The following is an 18,946-nucleotide window of genomic DNA, read 5'->3' on the forward strand; positions in this document are numbered from 1 at the left end:
AATTTTTATGCGTAACCTCGATCTTGAAAAGTTGATCAACACCGAACTGAATACCGTCGCGTTTCAGGATTACGGCCCTAATGGGTTGCAGGTGGAAGGGCGGCCCCATGTGCAGCGTATCGTTACCGGCGTTACCGCCTGTCAGGCGCTGCTGGATGCGGCGGTGGAACACCAGGCCGACGCCGTTGTGGTACATCACGGCTATTTCTGGAAAAACGAGGCACCCTCGGTACGTGGCATGAAGCGCAATCGGCTGAAAACGTTGTTGAGCAATGATATCAACCTGTACGCTTATCACCTGCCGCTGGACGCGCATCCGGTGTTGGGCAACAACGCGCAGCTGGCTTATCAACTGGGCATTCGGGTGATTGGCGAAGTGGAACCGCTGGTGCCGCATGGCGAATTCGAGCAGCCGCTGACCGGCGTTGAACTGCAGCAACGTATTGAGAGCCGCCTCGGACGGGCCGTTCTGCACTGTGGTGATAACGCCCCGGCGCATATCCGCCGTGTGGCCTGGTGCACCGGTGGCGGTCAGGGCTTTATCGACAGCGCCGCGCGATTTGGTGTCGATGCTTTCATCACCGGGGAAGTTTCTGAGCAAACCATTCACAGCGCGCGTGAAATGGGCATTCACTTTTTTGCCGCCGGGCATCATGCCACTGAACGCGGCGGCGTCAAGGCACTCGGTGAATGGCTGGCTGAGCAGCATGGTTTTGATGTGACCTTTATCGATATCCCGAATCCCGCCTGATTTCCCTCCGAGGATCCAGCCCGGTTTATACCGAGGCTGAATCCTTTTAATAGCCTAATCCCTTATTTTCTCGAAGGTTGTTCTATTGACAGCCGGAGCGCTGTCGCGCATAACTGATGTGTTTTCATCGCGATAATAATAAGGAGAAAAGGGTGCAACGAGCACGATGTTACCTGTTAGGTGAACGCGCGGTAGTGCTTGAACTGTCGCCGCCGGTGACGCTGCCAAGCCAGCAGCGGATTTGGGCGCTGGCCGAAAAGCTGAATCATCATCCCGACGTGCGCGAAGTGGTGCCCGGCATGAACAACCTTACGCTGCTGCTTAAGACGCCGCAGGCCGACGCCGAAATGATGTTAGCGCTGTTGCAACAGGGATGGGACAGCGAGGAGATCCTGGTGCCGGAATCACGTCAGGTGGATATTCCGGTGATCTACGGCGGCCAGGACGGGCCCGATCTGGATGAGGTAGCGCGCCACACCGGCATGACTCCGCAGCAGGTGGTGGAGTGTCACTCCTCTGCGGATTACGTAGTCTATTTCCTTGGTTTTCAACCTGGTTTCTCCTACATGGGCGGCATGCCGGACAAGTTGGCAACGCCGCGCCGTGCCGAACCGCGCCTGTCGGTGGCGGCTGGCTCCGTGGGTATCGGTGGCAGTCAGACCGGTATTTATCCGCTGGTGACCCCCGGCGGCTGGCAGTTGATTGGCCGTACACCTCTGGCGTTGTTTAATCCCTATGAAATGCCGCCGACCCTGCTGCGCCCTGGCGACAGCGTGCGGTTTGTGCCACAGAAGGAGGGCGTATGCTGAAGATCCTGCGTGCGGGCATTTACACCACGGTGCAGGATTTGGGCCGTAACGGTTTCCGTCGTCTGGGCGTCAGCCAGGGCGGCGCGCTCGACGAACCCGCGTTGAGGATCGCCAACCTGCTGGTGGGTAACGATACGAATGCCGCCGGGCTGGAAATCACCCTCGGGCAATTTAGCGCCGAATTTGCCCGGCCAGGCTGGATCGCGCTGACCGGCGCCGGTTGTGATGCGCAACTGGACGGCAAGCCGCTGTGGACCGGCTGGCGTTATCAGGTCAGTGCGGGCCAACAGCTGATGTTGAAAATGCCAAAACGTGGCATGCGCAGCTATCTGGCGATAGACGGTGGTATCGCCGTGCCAGAAATACTCGGCTCACGCAGCACCGACAACAAAGCCGCTTTTGGCGGGCTGGAAGGGCGTAACCTGCGAGATGGCGACTGCCTGCCGTTGGGAGCGGGGCGCGAATTGCAAAAGCAAAGCACCGGCGTGAAACAACTGTTGTTTAACAACCGTATCCGGGCCTTGCCGGGGCCGGAATATGACGAATTCAGCGAAGAGGCGAAGGAGTTTTTCTGGCGTACTGCCTGGCAACTGAGCCCGCAGAGCAACCGCATGGGCTACCGCTTGCACGGCAGCAGCGCGCTGAACCGTACCACCGAACGCGAAATGTTGTCGCATGGCCTGTTGCCGGGCGTGGTGCAGGTGCCGCATAACGGTCAGCCTATCGTGTTGATGGCCGATGCTCAAACTACCGGTGGTTATCCGCGCATTGCCTGCGTGATCGAAGCCGATCTCTATCATTTGGCGCAAATCCGTCTGGGCGAAGCTATCCACTTTGTACCCTGTACCCTGGCCCAGGCGCAGCGCGCCAAGGCCGAACAGGAGCACTTTATCCAACAGATTGCCTGGGGGTTAGATGAACGTTGATTTGAATGCCGATCTTGGCGAGGGCTGCGCTAACGATCAGGCGCTGCTGCAATTGGTCAGTTCGGCCAATATCGCCTGCGGTTTTCACGCCGGAGATGCGCAAACCATGCGCCAGTCGGTGCGTTGGGCGCTGCAGTACGGCGTGGCGATTGGCGCGCATCCGAGTTTTCCCGATCGCGAGAACTTTGGTCGTACCCGCATGCAGTTGCCGCCGGAAACGGTGTATGCGCAGGTGGTGTATCAGCTCGGTGCGCTGGCGGCGATTGCCCGTGCAGAAGGCGGGGTAATGGTGCACGTGAAGCCGCACGGCATGTTGTACAACCAGGCGGCCGTGGAGCCGGCGCTGGCGGAAGCCATTGCCCGCGCGGTTAAAGCAGTCGATCCGGCTTTGCGCCTGGTGGGGCTGGCGGGCAGCGAACTGATCCGCGCCGGTGAAAAGCAAGGTTTGGCGACGCGACAAGAGGTCTTTGCCGATCGCGGTTATCAGGCCGATGGCACGCTGGTACCACGGGGCCAGCCAGGGGCTTTGATTACCAGCGACGAACTGGCGCTGGCGCAAACGCTGGAAATGGTACGCCACCATCGGGTTCGCACTCTGGACGGCACCTGGGCCGCCGTTCGGGCCGAAACCGTCTGCCTGCATGGCGACGGTGAACATGCGCTGGAATACGCGCGCACGCTGCGCCAACGTTTTGCCGTGGAAGGCATTAACGTCAGCGCAGAATAAAAATAATTAAATATACACAACACACAACACAATAATACCCAATGGATTTCGAGTCACCGCTAGGCAGCAAGGGGGTAAATCTCCAGGAGCTTACTTAAGTAAGTGACTGGCGTTTGCCCATGCAGCTAACAACGCTGTGGCTTGAAAGACGAGGGGGAAAAGGAAGGCGCTATGGAACAGGTTGTTAACTTATGGCCACTGATTGGCATTGCCGCCATCGTGGTCGGGTTTGTTTTACGCTTTAACCCCGTGCTGGTGGTGATTGTCGCCGGCATTATCACCGGGCTGGCGGCATTGATGCCGCTGGATGTGATCCTGGAAAAACTCGGTGAGGGCTTCTTGAATACCCGTAACCTGCCGCTGATCCTGCTGCTGCCGTTGGCGGTGATCGGTTTGCTGGAACGCCACGGTTTGAAAGAGCGTGCACAGGCATGGATCGCCAAAATCAAAAGCGCCACCGCTGGACGTTTGTTGATCGTCTATCTGTTCGTGCGTGAAATTACTGCCGCCATGGGGCTGACCAGCCTGGGCGGGCACCCACAAATGGTGCGTCCGCTGTTAGCACCCATGGCGGAAGGGGCTGCGGAAAACCGTTACGGTGAGCTGCCGGAGCGTACGCGTCACCGCCTGCGTGCCATGTCTGCCGCGACGGATAACGTCGGGTTATTCTTTGGCGAAGACATTTTTGTGGCCTTCGGCGCGATCATCTTCATGCACAACTTTATGCTGGAATCCGGCGGTATCCAGACCGAGCCGCTGCATATCGCCTTGTGGGGCATTCCCACCGCTATCTTCGCCTTCCTGATCCATGCGTTTCGACTTTACCGGATGGATAAGCAGCTCAGCGCTGAATTGTCGCAGCTTAATCAGGCGGCACTGCAGGCCAAAGGAGATGCCCAATGACTTTCCAACAACAATATCTCTATTGGCTGGCCGGCGTGGTGCTGCTGATTGTCGCCGTGATGTCGTTCCGCGATCGCGCCAACCCGCGGCGTATTACCACCGGTTTGTTCTGGGCGTTGTACGGTGTGGTGTTCCTGGTTGGCGACTGGACCTATAGCCTGTTGGGCGACGTGCTGGGGGAGGGCAGCAACGAAAAACGCATGCTGCATATTATCGTCGGCGTGGTGGTCGTGGTGATGGCGTTGATCGCCGGCTTTGGCGGTGTGCGTCTGGGGAGCTATCATCAACGCACCCCACAGCAGCGCGAAGAGAGCGCGAAACGTCTGGGTAACCGGCTGTTTATTCCGGCGCTGGCCATCCCGGTGGTGACGGTGGTTGGCGTGCTGCTGTTCAACAATATTCCGGCATTGCAAACGGCGGTATTCGGCAGCGGTAACCACGCAACCTTGATTACTCTGTTCTCGATGACCGTCGGTTGTTTGCTGGGGTTGGTCATTGCGGTGAAAATGACCCATGAGAAAGCGCTGCAGCCGATTCAGGAAGCGCGCCGCCTGCTGGACTCCATCGGTTGGGCGTTTATTTTGCCGCAAATCCTCGCCACGCTGGGCCTGCTGTTTACCTCCGCAGGCGTCGGTACCGCCATCTCTCATCTGACTCAAGAGTATCTGGCGGTGGATAACCGCTTTATCGCGGTGGCGGTTTATGCCATCGGTATGGCGCTGCTGACCATGGTGATGGGTAACGCCTTTGCTGCTTTCCCTATCGTCACCGCCGGTATCGGTATCCCGATCCTGGTGCTGCAACACGGTGGTAACCCGGCTGTGATGGCGGCCATCGGCATGTTTTCCGGCTATTGCGGCACGCTGATGACGCCAATGGCTGCTAACTTTAATATTGTACCGGCGGCGTTGCTGGAATTGCCGGACAAGAATGCGGTGATCAAGGCGCAGGTACCGACCGGGGTGCTGCTGCTGCTGGTGAACGTGTTCCTGCTTTATTTCCTGATGTTCCTTTAAGGAGAACGCATGCAAAAGGTATTGATCACGGGCTTTGAGCCCTTTGGCGGCGAGCGCGTTAATCCTTCGTGGGAAGTGGTAAAGCAACTCAATGATATGGAGCTTTCCGGCGCGCGCATTATTGCGCGCCAGCTGCCCTGCGTATTCGGCGCGGCGCTGGAAGCGCTCAATGAGGCGATTGATGACGTGCAGCCAGTGATGGTGTTAGCTATCGGCCAGGCCGGTGGACGGACTGACATTACGCTGGAACGCGTGGCAATCAATATCGACGATGCGCGTATTCCGGATAATCAGGGGCAGCAGCCGATAGACGAGCCTATCGTTGAAAAGGGGCCTGCGGCCTATTTCAGTACCTTGCCCGTCAAGGCTATGGTCGAGGCGATGCGTGAAGCGGGTATCCCTGCTTCGGTATCGCAAACGGCCGGCACCTACGTTTGCAACCATGTGATGTACGGCTTGTTGCACCGTTTGAGCAAACAGCAGGCGATCAAGGGCGGGTTCATTCATATCCCTTATCTACCGGAGCAGGCTGCTGCCCATCCTGGTGCCCCCAGTATGGCGGCAACCACGGTCCTGTTTGCGCTGGAATTGGCCGTTTCCATTGCGCTGCAGGTTGAACACGATTTGAAAGTCGTCGGTGGCGCGACGCATTAATCGCCGTTTTTACCCCGGCGCGGTTTGTCGCGTCGGGGGCTACTCAGGAGTGATTCTATGCCGGAAGGACCGGAGATTCGCCGGGCGGCAGATGCATTGGCAGAGGCGGTGATCGACCAGCCGCTGACCGACGTCGGTTTTGCCTTTCCCCAGCTTAAACACTATCGCGACAGGTTAATCGGTGAGCGGATCATTGCTATCGAACCGCGCGGCAAGGCGTTACTGACCCACTTTTCCAATGGGCTGACGCTTTATAGCCATAACCAATTGTATGGCGTGTGGAAGGTGGTGAACGCGGGGGAAACGCCTGAAACCAAACGGGATCTGCGCGTACGGCTGGAAACGGCGGAGCGGGCAATTCTGTTGTACAGCGCGTCAGATATTACCCTGGGGCCGCGCGAAGAAATTGAACAGCATCCGTTTTTGCAACGTATCGGCCCCGACGTGCTGGATATGACGCTGACGGAAACCGCGGTAGAACAGCGACTGTTGTCGCCGAGGTTTCGTCGCAGGCAACTGGGTGGCATGTTGCTCGATCAGGCGTTTCTCGCCGGGCTGGGCAATTACCTGCGTGCCGAAATTCTCTGGCAGGCCGAACTGGCACCGCAGCATAAGCCGCAGGATCTGTCACCGGAGGCTTTGCAACGGCTGGCAAAGGCCCTGCTGGCGGTACCGAGGCTGTCTTACCAGACTCGCGGGCAGGTGGATGAGAACCGTCATCACGGCGCGTTATTCAGTTTCAAGGTGTTTCACCGCAGCGGTGAACCCTGTGAACGTTGCGGCGCGATGATCGTCCGTACCTCGTTGTCGTCGCGGCCGTTTTATTGGTGCCCAGGCTGTCAGAAATAGCAAAAAAAAAGCCGCCCATCGGGCGGCTTGTGCTGCTTTATGTAGGGTAAAGCGGCGTTATTTGTTTTTCACCTGGGATTTGAAATCGCGTTCGGCATAGCCGGTGTACAGCTGGCGCGGACGGGCAATTTTGATGCCTTCGTCGTGCATTTCGTTCCAGTGTGCAATCCAGCCGATGGTACGGGCGATGGCGAAGATTACGGTGAACATGGATGAAGGAATACCCATTGCCTTCAGAATGATACCTGAGTAGAAGTCGACGTTCGGGTACAGCTTCTTCTCGATGAAGTACGGGTCGTTCAGCGCGATGTGTTCCAGCTCCATCGCCACTTCCAGCAGGTTGTCGTCCTTCTTGTTCAGTTCTTTCAGCACTTCGTGACAGGTTTCGCGCATCACGGTGGCGCGTGGGTCGTAGTTCTTGTACACGCGGTGGCCAAAGCCCATCAGGCGGAAGGAGTCGTTCTTGTCCTTGGCGCGCTTGATAAACTCAGGGATGTGCTCAACGGTTTTGATCTCTTCCAGCATTTTCAGCGCGGCTTCGTTGGCGCCGCCGTGTGCCGGCCCCCACAGGGAGGCGATACCGGCCGCGATACAGGCAAACGGGTTAGCGCCTGAAGAACCTGCGGTACGTACGGTAGAAGTGGAAGCGTTCTGCTCGTGGTCTGCGTGCAGGATCAGGATGCGATCCATTGCGCGTTCCAGCACAGGGTTCACCACGTATTCTTCACACGGGGTTGCGAACATCATGTGCAGGAAGTTACCGGCGTAGGACAGGTCATTACGTGGATAAACGAACGGCTGGCCCAGGGAATATTTGTAACACATGGCCGCCACGGTAGGCATTTTGGACAGCAGGCGGAACGCGGTGATCTCGCGGTGACGCTCGTTGTTGACGTCCAGCGCATCGTGGTAGAACGCCGCCAGGGCACCGGTCACGCCGCACAGTACTGCCATTGGGTGTGAGTCGCGGCGGAAACCACGGAACAGATGGGTAATCTGGTCGTGGATCATGGTGTGGCGGGTTACGGTTGTTTTAAAGGTTTCGAACTCTTCTGCGGTTGGGGTCTCGCCGTACAGCAGGATGTAGCACACTTCCAGGTAAGAAGACTCTTTCGCCAGCTGTTCAATCGGGAAACCGCGGTGCAGCAGCACGCCTTTGTCACCGTCGATAAAGGTGATTTTTGATTCGCAGGAAGCGGTAGAGGTAAAGCCGGGATCAAACGTGAAATAACCTTTGGAGCCCAGGGCGCGGACATCGAGGACATCGGGGCCCAGTGTCGGGGATAATACGCCCAGTTCGATTGGAGCTTCACCATCATTAATGGTTAGCGTCGCTTTCTTATCAGTCATTTACTGTCTCCTTAGCGCCTTATTTTAAAAACCTCTAACAACTGAAATACCTTAATTCTCCTCAGGTTGCCCGCAAAAAATGGTGCGGACGCTAACTCTGTGAGCGACTGCGCAAATGCGCGGGTAGGGTACAGAGTGCTAACCAGGCGAACGAGGCGGGTGACCAGTTGTTAACGATTCATCGGAATTCGTTATATTCTGTTAATCTTACCTACGACGTGTTCGGGGGTTGTTGAACCTATCCCAATAAACTGTTTTATATGCCTTATTTTGTTTAATCTGCGGCGAACTGCTGCAAACATGTCCGGCAAAAACCGCTATTGGGATAGGTTCTGCCAAATACACTGTTGCATATCTTGAACACAGGGGGAAGTGTATCTGCTGACCTATAGCGCATCATAGGACCGTTTGTGCCCCTATATGTAATGGAATTGTTGATCTCTTGTCAAATCAGATAATTAATTTTGTGCCAATTGTGAAATTCGTGATCTAAATCACTGTTCGGGGGAAATGTTACCAAAGGGATTGTATGGGAATTGTAATCAGAATGTGATCCTCCTATACTGCCGCCAGGTCTCCGGGATACCCTGAAGTAGGAGCACCCAGCGTTATAACTACGCGCCGTTTAAGCACAGAGGATGTTGTTGTTTGAGCGCGTGACGTGTGAGGGTTTTGGCTCTTAACGCTGTCTGATCCCCGCCCAGGCCGGAGGAAGGAAAATAATAAGAGCTGTGTGGGCAAAAACGTGAAAAAACAAAGACCTGTCAACCTGGATCTGCAAACGATCCGGTTTCCCGTAACTGCGATAGCGTCCATCTTACACCGAGTCTCTGGCGTAATTACCTTCGTTGCCGTGGGTATCCTCCTCTGGCTGCTGGGCCTGTCTCTCTCTTCTCAAGAGGGGTTCATGCAGGCTGCCGCCATCATGAATAGCTTCGTTGTCAAATTCATATTCTGGGGCATCCTCACGGCGCTGGCCTATCACATTTGCGGTGGTATTCGCCACTTGTTAATGGATTTTGGCTATATCGAAGAGAGTTTAGCTGCCGGTACCCGTTCTGCCCAGGTGGCGATCGGTCTGACCGTCGTGCTGTCAGTTCTGGCTGGAGTCCTCGTATGGTAAACAATGTTTCTGCATTAGGACGCAACGGCGTACACGACTGGTTGTTACTGCGTGCTTCCGCTATCGTCATCACCCTGTATGTTCTGTATATCCTGGGCTTCTTCGTTACGGCTCCGGATCTCACCTACGAAATCTGGCGCGGCTTCTTCGCCACCTCTATTACGAAAGTGTTCACTCTGCTGACGCTGCTGTCGATTCTGGTTCACGCCTGGGTCGGTTTGTGGCAGGTATTGACGGATTACGTCAAACCTTTGGCGGTACGTCTGGTGTTGCAACTGGCGATTGTTGTCGTGTTGCTGGTCTATTTACTGTACGGAACAATCGTAGTGTGGGGTGCATAAGATGAAACTGCCGATCAGAGAATTTGATGCTGTAGTTATCGGTGCAGGCGGCGCAGGTATGCGCGCGGCACTGCAAATTTCTCAAGCAGGCTCCAGCTGTGCCCTGCTGTCCAAAGTATTCCCGACCCGTTCCCATACCGTGTCTGCGCAGGGCGGTATCACCGTTGCGCTGGGTAACAACCACGATGATAACTGGGAATGGCATATGTATGACACGGTGAAAGGTTCCGATTATATCGGTGACCAGGACGCCATTGAATATATGTGTAAAACCGGCCCGGAAGCGGTTCTGGAGCTGGAACATATGGGCCTGCCGTTCTCCCGTACGGACGAAGGCCGCATTTATCAGCGTCCGTTCGGCGGCCAGTCACTGAACTTCGGTGGCGCACAGGCGGCACGCACCGCTGCGGCGGCTGACCGTACCGGTCACGCGTTGCTGCACACCCTGTACCAACAGAATTTGAAAAACCACACCACTATCTTCTCCGAGTGGTATGCGCTGGATCTGGTGAAAAACCAGGATGGCGCAGTGGTTGGCACCACGGCTATCTGCATCGAAACCGGTGAAGTGGTTTACTTCAAAGCCAAGGCCACCGTGCTGGCGACTGGCGGTGCGGGCCGTATTTACCAGTCCACCACCAACGCCCATATCAACACCGGCGACGGTGTCGGCATGGCGCTGCGCGCCGGCGTGCCGGTGCAGGACATGGAAATGTGGCAGTTCCACCCGACCGGCATCGCCGGCGCCGGGGTATTGGTGACCGAAGGTTGCCGTGGCGAAGGCGGTTATCTGCTGAACAAACACGGCGAGCGTTTCATGGAGCGCTATGCGCCGAACGCCAAAGACCTGGCGGGCCGTGACGTCGTAGCCCGTTCTATCATGATTGAAATCCGCGAAGGCCGCGGCTGTGACGGTCCATGGGGCCCACACGTGAAGCTGAAGCTGGATCACCTGGGCAAAGAAGTGCTGGAATCCCGTCTGCCGGGCATTCTGGAACTGTCGCGCACCTTCGCGCACGTCGACCCGGTGAAAGAGCCGATTCCGGTTATCCCAACCTGCCACTACATGATGGGCGGTATTCCGACCAAAGTGACCGGCCAGGCGTTGACCGTGAACGAAAAAGGCGAAGACGTGGTGATCCCGGGTCTGTTCGCCGTGGGCGAAATTGCCTGCGTTTCAGTGCACGGTGCCAACCGTCTGGGCGGCAACTCGTTGCTGGACCTGGTGGTGTTCGGTCGTGCCGCCGGCATGCATTTGCATGAGTCTCTGGCGGAGCAGGGCGAAAGCCGTGATGCCAGCGATTCTGATGTAGAGGCGTCGCTGGATCGTCTGAACCGCTGGAACAACACCCGTTCCGGTGAAGATCCGGTCGAAATCCGTAAGGCGCTTCAAGCCTGCATGCAGCACAACTTCTCGGTATTCCGCGAAGGCGATGCGATGGCGAAAGGCCTGGAAGAGCTGAAAGTGATCCGTGAACGTCTGAAGAACGCACGTCTGGACGATACCTCCAGCGAGTTCAACACCCAGCGCATCGAATGCCTGGAGTTGGATAACCTGATGGAGACCGCGTTTTCCACCGCCGTGTCGGCCAACTTCCGTACCGAAAGCCGTGGCGCACACAGCCGCTTCGACTTCCCGGAACGTGATGACGCCAACTGGCTGTGTCACTCGCTGTATCAGCCGCAATCGGAAAGCATGACGCGTCGTGAAGTGAACATGCAACCGAAGCTGCGCCCGGCATTCCCGCCGAAAGTGCGTTCTTACTAATTGCGGAGATCGATTGATGAAACTCGAATTTTCAATTTATCGCTACAATCCGGATGTTGATGACGCTCCGCACATGCAGGATTACAGCCTGGAAGCGGAAGAAGGTCGCGACATGATGTTGCTGGATGCCTTGATCCTGCTGAAAGAAAAAGATCCTAGCCTGTCGTTCCGTCGTTCCTGCCGCGAAGGCGTTTGTGGTTCCGACGGGATCAACATGAACGGTAAAAACGGCCTGGCATGCATCACCCCGATCTCGTCGCTGCGTAAAGGCAACAACAAGATTGTGATCCGCCCGCTGCCTGGCTTGCCGGTAGTGCGCGATCTGGTGGTGGATATGGGTCAGTTCTACACCCAGTATGAAAAGATCAAACCTTACCTGCAGAACGACGGCAAGAACCCGCCGGCGCGTGAACACCTGCAATCGCCAGAGCAGCGCGCCAAGCTGGACGGACTTTATGAGTGCATTTTATGCGCTTGTTGTTCGACCTCTTGCCCGTCATTCTGGTGGAACCCGGACAAATTCATTGGCCCGGCTGGCCTGCTGGCGGCATACCGCTTCCTGATTGACAGCCGCGACACGGAAACCGAAGAACGTTTAGACGATCTAGACGACGCTTTCAGTGTTTTCCGCTGCCATAGCATTATGAATTGTGTCAGTGTATGTCCTAAAGGCTTGAACCCGACGCGTGCTATCGGTCATATCAAGTCTATGCTGCTGCAACGCGGCGCATAAGCGGAATGAGATGCTGCGCCGGGCAGTTTCCGGCGCACATCACAAAGGAGGGAGCCTCTAAAAACTGACCCGTGGCTGCGGCACTATGCAGCCAGGTTCACCCGCCGGTTTTTAGAGGTTCCTTGTAAGGGACCGCAAGGTCCATAGCAGAACGTACCGTAAAAGTACGTCGAGTGAACCGTTTCTACGGCAAACCGTATCCATCACGGTAATTATGTTAACCACGGCGAAAACTAAAGCTTCAAAGCTTAAGGGATCATGATGCAGAACGGCGCAATGAAGGCCTGGCTGGATTCCTCCTATCTGGCGGGCGCGAACCAGTCTTACATAGAACAGCTCTATGAAGACTTCTTAACCGATCCGGGCTCCGTTGAAGATAGCTGGCGTTCCATTTTTCAACAGCTACCAACCGCGGGTGTAAAACCCGATCAGCTTCACTCTCAAACGCGTGACTACTTCCGCCGCCTGGCGAAAGACTCCGCGCGTTACAACACCACCATCAACGACCCAGACACCGATGCCAAACAGGTCAAGGTACTGCAGCTGATTAACGCCTTCCGTTTCCGCGGACATCAGCATGCCAACCTCGATCCGCTCGGTCTGTGGCAGCGTGAGCAAGTTCCTGACCTTGAACCCGCCTATCACAACCTGACCGAAGCCGACTTCCAGGAAACCTTCAACGTGGGTTCTTTCGCTATCGGCAAAGAAACCATGAAGCTGGGCGACCTGTATGCCGCGCTGAAGCAGACTTACTGCGGCTCGATCGGTGCGGAATACATGCACATTACCAACACTGAAGAGAAACGCTGGATCCAGCAGCGTATTGAATCGGTGGTGGGGCACGCCAGCTTTACCGATGATGAGAAACGCCGCTTCCTGAACGAACTGACCGCAGCGGAAGGTCTGGAGCGTTACCTCGGTGCCAAATTCCCAGGGGCGAAACGCTTCTCGCTGGAAGGTGGCGATGCGCTGGTACCGATGCTCAAAGAGATGGTGCGTCACGCCGGTAAGAACGGTACGCGCGAAGTGGTATTGGGCATGGCCCACCGCGGCCGTCTGAACGTGTTGATCAACGTACTGGGCAAAAAACCTGCCGATCTGTTCGACGAGTTTGCCGGCAAGCATAAAGAACACCTCGGCACCGGTGACGTTAAATATCACCAGGGCTTCTCCTCCGACGTAGAAACCGAAGGCGGCATGGTTCACCTGGCGCTGGCGTTTAACCCGTCGCACCTGGAGATCGTCAGCCCGGTGGTCATGGGCTCAGTTCGTGCTCGTCGTGACCGTCTGGACGAAGCGCGCAGCAATATGGTACTGCCAATCACCATCCACGGTGACGCCGCCATTACCGGCCAGGGCGTGGTTCAGGAAACCCTGAACATGTCGCAGGCTCGCGGCTACGAAGTGGGCGGCACGGTGCGTATCGTGATCAACAACCAGGTTGGTTTCACTACCTCCAACCCGTTGGATGCGCGTTCTACCGAATATTGTACTGACATTGCCAAGATGGTGCAGTCGCCGATCTTCCACGTAAATGCTGACGATCCGGAAGCGGTGGCCTTTGTGACCCGCCTGGCGTTGGATTTCCGTAACACCTTCAAACGTGACGTGATGATCGATCTGGTCTGCTACCGTCGCCATGGGCATAACGAGGCCGATGAGCCAAGTGCAACCCAGCCGGTGATGTACCAGAAGATCAAAAAACACCCTACGCCGCGCAAGCTTTATGCTGACGTGCTGACCGAACAAAAAGTCGCCAGCCTGGAAGATGCCACGGAAATGGTCAACCTGTATCGTGATGCACTCGACCGCGGCGATTGCGTGGTTGAAGAGTGGCGTCCGATGAACCTGCATAGCTTTACCTGGTCGCCGTACCTTAACCACGAATGGGATGAAGAGTACCCAAGCAAGGTTGAGATGAAGCGCCTGCAGGAACTGGCCCGTCGCATCAGCACCGTGCCGGAAGCGATCGAAATGCAGTCACGCGTAGCCAAAATCTACGCAGACCGCGCAGAGATGGCGGCAGGCAACAAAGCGTTCGACTGGGGCGCGGCGGAAACGCTGGCCTACGCCACCATGGTCGATGAAGGCATCCCGATTCGCCTTTCCGGCGAAGACGCCGGTCGCGGTACCTTCTTCCACCGTCACGCTGTGGTGCACAACCAGAAAAACGGTTCGGTCTACGTTCCGCTGGCCAATGTTCACAGTGGGCAGGGCGAGTTCAAAGTGTGGGACTCCGTGCTGTCGGAAGAAGCCGTACTGGCGTTCGAATATGGTTACGCCACCGCAGAACCGCGCACCCTGACCATTTGGGAAGCGCAGTTCGGTGACTTCGCCAACGGCGCTCAGGTGGTGATCGACCAGTTCATCAGCTCCGGCGAGCAGAAATGGGGCCGTATGTGTGGCCTGGTGATGCTGCTGCCGCACGGTTACGAAGGCCAGGGTCCAGAGCACTCCTCTGCGCGTCTGGAACGTTACCTGCAGCTGTGTGCTGAGCAGAACATGCAGGTGTGCATCCCGTCCACTCCGGCACAGGTCTACCATATGCTGCGTCGTCAGGCGCTGCGCGGTATGCGCCGTCCGTTGGTGGTGATGTCGCCGAAATCTCTGCTGCGTCACCCGCTGGCAACCTCGTCTCTGGAAGAGCTGGCTAACGGCACCTTCCTGCCGGCTATCGGCGAGATCGACGAGTTGGATCCGAAAGCGGTCAAACGCGTGGTCATGTGCTCCGGTAAGGTCTATTACGATCTGCTGGAACAACGCCGCAAGAACGACCAGAAAGACGTGGCTATCATCCGTATCGAGCAGCTGTACCCGTTCCCGCATCAGGCCGTTCAGGCGGTGCTGGAGAAGTATGCTCACGTGCATGATTTCGTCTGGTGTCAGGAAGAGCCGCTGAACCAGGGCGCCTGGTACTGCAGCCAACACAACTTCCGTGAAGTGGTGCCGTTCGGGGCTTCTTTACGTTACGCAGGACGTCCAGCCTCTGCCTCTCCGGCAGTCGGTTACATGTCCGTACACCAGAAGCAGCAACAGGCTCTGGTTAATGACGCGCTGAATATTGTTAAAGATTAAGGGAAAGCTAAATGAGTAGCGTAGATATTCTGGTACCTGACCTTCCTGAATCGGTTGCGGATGCGACTGTAGCCACCTGGCACAAGAAACCAGGTGACAGCGTCCAGCGTGACGAAGTTCTGGTTGAAATCGAAACTGACAAAGTGGTTCTGGAAGTTCCGGCAAGTGAAGCCGGGATCCTCGATGCGATCGTGGAAGAAGAGGGCGCAACCGTGCTTTCTCGCCAACTGCTAGGCCGCATCCGCCCGGGCGACAGCTCCGGCAAGCCGACCGCTGAGAAGAGCCAGGAGAAAGAAGCCACGCCTGCACAGCGCGCGACTGCCAGCCTGGAAGAAGAGAGCAACGACGCGCTCAGCCCGGCGATCCGCCGCCTGATTGCCGAACACGATCTCGATGCTGCCGCCATCAAAGGCAGCGGCGTGGGTGGCCGTATCACCCGTGAAGACGTGGAAGCGCATCTGGCTAACGGCAAAAAAGCCGATAAACCTGCCGCTGCCGCCGTTGAAGCCGCACCGCAGCCTGCTCTGAGCAGCCGCAGCGAAAAACGCGTGCCGATGACCCGCCTGCGCAAACGCGTGGCCGAGCGCCTGTTGGAAGCGAAGAACAGCACTGCGATGCTGACCACCTTCAACGAAATCAACATGCAGCCGATCATGGATCTGCGCAAGCAGTACGGTGAAGCCTTCGAAAAACGTCACGGTGTACGTCTGGGCTTCATGTCCTTCTACATCAAGGCGGTGGTTGAAGCCCTGAAACGCTTCCCGGAAGTGAACGCTTCCATCGACGGTACCGACGTGGTGTACCACAACTACTTCGATATCAGCATTGCGGTATCTACCCCACGTGGCCTGGTAACCCCGGTACTGCGTGACGTGGACACCATGAGCATGGCGGACATCGAGAAGAAAATCAAAGAGCTGGCAGTTAAAGGCCGTGACGGCAAATTGACTGTGGAAGAGCTGACCGGCGGTAACTTCACCATTACCAACGGCGGCGTATTCGGTTCACTGATGTCTACCCCGATCATCAACCCACCGCAGAGCGCCATCCTGGGCATGCACGCCATTAAAGATCGCCCAATGGCGGTTAAAGGCCAGGTTGTGATCCAGCCAATGATGTATCTGGCACTGTCTTACGATCACCGCCTGATCGACGGTAAAGAATCCGTCGGTTACCTGGTGACGGTAAAAGAGATGCTGGAAGATCCGGCTCGTCTGCTGCTGGACGTATAACCCTGATGGGCGCGTATATCTTAAATCATTGAAGTTGCATCGCGGCGGCAACGGAGCGAATCCCCAGGAGCATAGTCAACTATGTGACTGGGGTGAGAGAAGGCAGCCAACAAAGATGCAGCTTTAAGGATGACAGAGATTGCCGCGCCCACACTCTGTGCTATGTGGCCGACGAAAGTCATGCGGTTTTCCGCCAAAATGACTCGGCTAAAACCTTCAGAACTGAATGGATAGAACATCATGAATTTACACGAATATCAGGCAAAACAGCTGTTTGCTCGGTATGGCATGCCGGCACCAACCGGTTACGCCTGTACCACACCGCGTGAAGCGGAAGAAGCCGCATCCAAAATCGGCTCCGGCCCGTGGGTGGTTAAATGTCAGGTTCATGCTGGCGGCCGCGGTAAAGCTGGCGGCGTTAAAGTTGTAAACAGCAAAGAAGATATCCGCGCTTTCGCTGAAGCCTGGCTGGGCAAGCGTCTGGTGACCTACCAGACTGACGCGCTGGGCCAACCGGTTCACCAGATCCTGGTAGAAGCCGCGACCGACATCGATAAAGAACTGTACCTGGGCGCGGTAGTAGACCGTGCCAGCCGTCGCGTGGTGTTCATGGCATCCACCGAGGGTGGCGTTGAGATTGAGAAAGTTGCGGAAGAAACGCCGGAACTGATCCACAAAATGACCATCGACCCACTGGCAGGCCCACAGCCTTACCAGGGCCGTGAACTGGCCTTCAAACTGGGCCTGACCGGCAAGCAAGTTGGCCAGTTCGCCAAGATCTTCATGGGCCTGGCGACCTTGTTCCTGGAGCGCGACCTGGCGATGGTTGAGATTAATCCGCTGGTGGTGACCAAGCAGGGCGATCTGATCTGTCTGGACGGTAAACTGGGCGCTGACGGTAACGCACTGTTCCGTCAACCTGAGCTGCGTGAAATGCGCGACCTGTCTCAGGAAGACGAGCGTGAATCCCGTGCGGCACAGTGGGAGCTGAACTACGTTGCTCTCGACGGCAACATCGGCTGCATGGTTAACGGCGCAGGCCTGGCGATGGGGACCATGGACATCGTTAAGCTGCACGGCGGTGAGCCAGCCAACTTCCTCGACGTGGGCGGTGGTGCAACCAAAGAGCGCGTGACCGAAGCCTTCAAAATCATCCTGTCCGACGACAAGGTGAAAGCGGTATTGGTTAACATTTTCGGTGGTATCGTGCGCTGCGACCTGATCGCTGACGGTATCATTGGCGCAGTAGCCGAAGTGGGCGTTAACGTCCCGGTGGTGGTGCGTCTGGAAGGGAATAACGCCGAACTGGGCGCCAAGAAACTGGCGGACAGCGGTCTGAATATCATTGCTGCGACCAGCCTGACTGATGCGGCTCAGCAAGTTGTTGCGGCAGTGGAGGGTAAATAATGTCCATTTTAATCGATAAGAACACCAAAGTTATCTGTCAGGGTTTCACCGGTAGCCAGGGGACCTTCCACTCCGAACAAGCTATCGCTTACGGCACCAAAATGGTCGGTGGCGTGACACCGGGCAAAGGCGGCACTCAGCACCTGGGCCTGCCGGTGTTCAACACCGTGCGTGAAGCGGTAGAAGCGACCGGCGCCACGGCGTCCGTTATCTACGTACCGGCACCATTCTGCAAAGACTCCATTCTGGAAGCTATCGATGCAGGCATCAAACTGATCATCACCATTACCGAAGGCATCCCGACGCTGGATATGCTGACCGTCAAGGTGAAGCTGGATGAAGCCGGCGTGCGTATGATTGGCCCGAACTGCCCAGGCGTTATCACCCCGGGCGAGTGCAAAATCGGCATCATGCCAGGCCATATCCACCTGCCAGGCAAAGTGGGCATCGTTTCCCGCTCCGGCACCCTGACCTACGAAGCGGTGAAGCAAACCACCGATACCGGTCTGGGCCAGTCTACCTGTGTAGGCATCGGCGGTGACCCGATCCCAGGTTCTAACTTCATCGATATCCTGAAGTTGTTCCAGGAAGATCCGCAAACTGAAGCGATCGTCATGATCGGTGAAATCGGCGGCAGCGCAGAAGAAGAAGCAGCGGCGTACATCAAAGAACACGTGACCAAGCCGGTAGTTGGCTACATCGCAGGTGTTACCGCGCCGAAAGGCAAGCGTATGGGCCATGCCGGCGCCATCATTGCCGGCGGCAAAGGCACTGCGGACGAAAAATTCGCAGCGCTGGAAGCGGCAGGGGTTAAAACCGTGCGCAGCCTGGCTGACATCGGCGAGGCAGTTAAAGCGGTTCTGAACCGCTAATTTAATCTGCGGTAGTCCGTATTCAAGCAGGGTCAGACCAAGTGTCTGGCCCTGTTTTTTTTTGCCTGCGCGAGAGGGAATAGGGCATTGCGGTGGCCGTGGTGAGCGTTAGCGGCATCAATTAAAGGGGGGGATGGGCGGACGTATTTAAGCGCTGCTTTATCGATAATTATTCTTTTTATTGCCTACAATTATCAGAGTAAAAAAATAAGCTAAGCTTGTCCTATTAGCAGGTTAATAAGCGTTAACATCATTCACACTCGAGACTTCATTTAAATACAGATAACCATTAAATATCACATCTATTTAACACAAAAAGTACCTAGATAGACTACGAAACCATTATGTAACATAACCACAAGATAATTATGAGAAATTGTGAGCTGAATCTGGAAATAAAATTCAGATAG

General features: G+C 56.2%; 17 protein-coding genes. 16 read left to right on the top strand and 1 reads right to left on the bottom strand.

The genetic code is table 11. The features are described from left to right. Nucleotides 1–7: 7 nt before the first annotated feature. The 8 genes from M495_RS05590 (at nucleotide 8) to nei (ending at nucleotide 6,635) form a co-directional block, all read left to right on the top strand. Nucleotides 8–751: a type 2 GTP cyclohydrolase I gene (locus M495_RS05590; protein ID WP_020825662.1), complete on the top strand. Its 744-nt coding sequence runs from the start codon at nucleotides 8–10 to the stop codon at nucleotides 749–751. Nucleotides 752–903: 152 nt separating this feature from the next. Then, complete coding sequence (pxpB, locus tag M495_RS05595; protein WP_020825663.1) at nucleotides 904–1,560, top strand: 5-oxoprolinase subunit PxpB; 657 nt, start codon at nucleotides 904–906, stop codon at nucleotides 1,558–1,560. After that, nucleotides 1,554–2,486 carry a 5-oxoprolinase subunit PxpC gene (pxpC, locus tag M495_RS05600; protein ID WP_020825664.1) on the top strand — a complete coding sequence of 311 codons (933 nt, stop codon included), beginning with the start codon at nucleotides 1,554–1,556 and terminating at the stop codon, nucleotides 2,484–2,486. Before pxpB ends, pxpC begins: the two co-directional genes overlap by 7 nt. Next, nucleotides 2,476–3,213 (top strand): 5-oxoprolinase subunit PxpA, encoded by a 738-nt coding sequence (gene pxpA, locus M495_RS05605; RefSeq protein ID WP_020825665.1) that lies wholly within the window; start codon nucleotides 2,476–2,478, stop codon nucleotides 3,211–3,213. Before pxpC ends, pxpA begins: the two co-directional genes overlap by 11 nt. Nucleotides 3,214–3,384: 171 nt before the next feature. Beyond that, a complete protein-coding gene (locus M495_RS05610) occupies nucleotides 3,385–4,116 on the top strand; it encodes a DUF969 domain-containing protein (RefSeq protein WP_020825666.1) in 732 nt (243 codons plus the stop codon). Next, a complete protein-coding gene (locus M495_RS05615; RefSeq protein ID WP_020825667.1) occupies nucleotides 4,113–5,132 on the top strand; it encodes a DUF979 domain-containing protein in 1,020 nt (339 codons plus the stop codon). The genes M495_RS05610 and M495_RS05615 overlap by 4 nt, the downstream gene beginning before the upstream one ends. Before the next feature lie 9 nt (nucleotides 5,133–5,141). Then, entirely contained in the window at nucleotides 5,142–5,786 is a 645-nt protein-coding gene (gene pcp / locus M495_RS05620) for a pyroglutamyl-peptidase I (protein WP_020825668.1), read from the top strand. Between the two features lie 57 nt (nucleotides 5,787–5,843). Continuing rightward, a complete protein-coding gene (nei, locus tag M495_RS05625) occupies nucleotides 5,844–6,635 on the top strand; it encodes an endonuclease VIII (RefSeq protein WP_020825669.1) in 792 nt (263 codons plus the stop codon). Between the two features lie 57 nt (nucleotides 6,636–6,692). On the opposite strand, the gene M495_RS05630 is transcribed toward nei, so the two are convergent. After that, nucleotides 6,693–7,985, bottom strand: coding sequence for a citrate synthase (locus M495_RS05630; RefSeq protein WP_020825670.1), 1,293 nt, complete (start codon nucleotides 7,983–7,985; stop codon nucleotides 6,693–6,695). A 733-nt stretch (nucleotides 7,986–8,718) separates the two neighbouring features. Here M495_RS05630 and sdhC point away from each other — a divergent pair. The 8 genes from sdhC to sucD all read left to right on the top strand — a co-directional run bounded on the left by sdhC (nucleotide 8,719) and on the right by sucD (nucleotide 18,536). Beyond that, the gene (gene sdhC / locus M495_RS05635; protein WP_020825671.1) at nucleotides 8,719–9,108 is read left to right on the top strand and encodes a succinate dehydrogenase cytochrome b556 subunit; all 390 of its coding nucleotides are present in this window, start codon (nucleotides 8,719–8,721) and stop codon (nucleotides 9,106–9,108) included. Next, nucleotides 9,102–9,449, top strand: a complete 348-nt coding sequence (sdhD, locus tag M495_RS05640) for a succinate dehydrogenase membrane anchor subunit (protein WP_020825672.1) — start codon at nucleotides 9,102–9,104, stop codon at nucleotides 9,447–9,449. Before sdhC ends, sdhD begins: the two co-directional genes overlap by 7 nt. A 1-nt stretch (nucleotide 9,450) precedes the next feature. Further along, nucleotides 9,451–11,217 carry a succinate dehydrogenase flavoprotein subunit gene (sdhA, locus tag M495_RS05645; protein WP_020825673.1) on the top strand — a complete coding sequence of 589 codons (1,767 nt, stop codon included), beginning with the start codon at nucleotides 9,451–9,453 and terminating at the stop codon, nucleotides 11,215–11,217. Nucleotides 11,218–11,233: 16 nt separating this feature from the next. Next, nucleotides 11,234–11,950 (top strand): succinate dehydrogenase iron-sulfur subunit, encoded by a 717-nt coding sequence (locus M495_RS05650; protein WP_020825674.1) that lies wholly within the window; start codon nucleotides 11,234–11,236, stop codon nucleotides 11,948–11,950. Between the two features lie 261 nt (nucleotides 11,951–12,211). Then, the gene (sucA, locus tag M495_RS05655; RefSeq protein ID WP_020825675.1) at nucleotides 12,212–15,025 is read left to right on the top strand and encodes a 2-oxoglutarate dehydrogenase E1 component; all 2,814 of its coding nucleotides are present in this window, start codon (nucleotides 12,212–12,214) and stop codon (nucleotides 15,023–15,025) included. Nucleotides 15,026–15,036: 11 nt separating this feature from the next. Beyond that, the gene (odhB, locus tag M495_RS05660) at nucleotides 15,037–16,257 is read left to right on the top strand and encodes a 2-oxoglutarate dehydrogenase complex dihydrolipoyllysine-residue succinyltransferase (RefSeq protein WP_020825676.1); all 1,221 of its coding nucleotides are present in this window, start codon (nucleotides 15,037–15,039) and stop codon (nucleotides 16,255–16,257) included. A 240-nt stretch (nucleotides 16,258–16,497) separates the two neighbouring features. Beyond that, nucleotides 16,498–17,664, top strand: a complete 1,167-nt coding sequence (sucC, locus tag M495_RS05665; RefSeq protein ID WP_020825677.1) for an ADP-forming succinate--CoA ligase subunit beta — start codon at nucleotides 16,498–16,500, stop codon at nucleotides 17,662–17,664. After that, nucleotides 17,664–18,536 (top strand): succinate--CoA ligase subunit alpha, encoded by an 873-nt coding sequence (sucD, locus tag M495_RS05670; protein ID WP_020825678.1) that lies wholly within the window; start codon nucleotides 17,664–17,666, stop codon nucleotides 18,534–18,536. The genes sucC and sucD overlap by 1 nt, the downstream gene beginning before the upstream one ends. Nucleotides 18,537–18,946: the final 410 nt, after the last annotated feature.

It is taken from the genome of Serratia liquefaciens ATCC 27592 (assembly GCF_000422085.1).
GTDB classification, from domain to species: Bacteria; Pseudomonadota; Gammaproteobacteria; order Enterobacterales; family Enterobacteriaceae; genus Serratia; species Serratia liquefaciens.

Excerpts from the sequence above, each read along its gene's own strand:
- sucC (WP_020825677.1), top strand. The coding sequence starts at position 16,498 with ATGAATTTACACGAATATCAGGCAAAACAGCTGTTTGCTCGGTATGGC.
- M495_RS05610 (WP_020825666.1), top strand. The coding sequence starts at position 3,385 with ATGGAACAGGTTGTTAACTTATGGCCACTGATTGGCATTGCCGCCATC.
- pcp (WP_020825668.1), top strand. The coding sequence starts at position 5,142 with ATGCAAAAGGTATTGATCACGGGCTTTGAGCCCTTTGGCGGCGAGCGC.
- sucA (WP_020825675.1), top strand. The coding sequence starts at position 12,212 with ATGCAGAACGGCGCAATGAAGGCCTGGCTGGATTCCTCCTATCTGGCG.
- odhB (WP_020825676.1), top strand. The coding sequence starts at position 15,037 with ATGAGTAGCGTAGATATTCTGGTACCTGACCTTCCTGAATCGGTTGCG.
- M495_RS05615 (WP_020825667.1), top strand. The coding sequence starts at position 4,113 with ATGACTTTCCAACAACAATATCTCTATTGGCTGGCCGGCGTGGTGCTG.
- pxpA (WP_020825665.1), top strand. The coding sequence starts at position 2,476 with ATGAACGTTGATTTGAATGCCGATCTTGGCGAGGGCTGCGCTAACGAT.
- sdhA (WP_020825673.1), top strand. The coding sequence starts at position 9,451 with ATGAAACTGCCGATCAGAGAATTTGATGCTGTAGTTATCGGTGCAGGC.
- pxpC (WP_020825664.1), top strand. The coding sequence starts at position 1,554 with ATGCTGAAGATCCTGCGTGCGGGCATTTACACCACGGTGCAGGATTTG.
- nei (WP_020825669.1), top strand. The coding sequence starts at position 5,844 with ATGCCGGAAGGACCGGAGATTCGCCGGGCGGCAGATGCATTGGCAGAG.
- M495_RS05590 (WP_020825662.1), top strand. The coding sequence starts at position 8 with ATGCGTAACCTCGATCTTGAAAAGTTGATCAACACCGAACTGAATACC.
- M495_RS05630 (WP_020825670.1), bottom strand. The coding sequence starts at position 7,985 with ATGACTGATAAGAAAGCGACGCTAACCATTAATGATGGTGAAGCTCCA.
- sucD (WP_020825678.1), top strand. The coding sequence starts at position 17,664 with ATGTCCATTTTAATCGATAAGAACACCAAAGTTATCTGTCAGGGTTTC.
- M495_RS05650 (WP_020825674.1), top strand. The coding sequence starts at position 11,234 with ATGAAACTCGAATTTTCAATTTATCGCTACAATCCGGATGTTGATGAC.
- sdhD (WP_020825672.1), top strand. The coding sequence starts at position 9,102 with ATGGTAAACAATGTTTCTGCATTAGGACGCAACGGCGTACACGACTGG.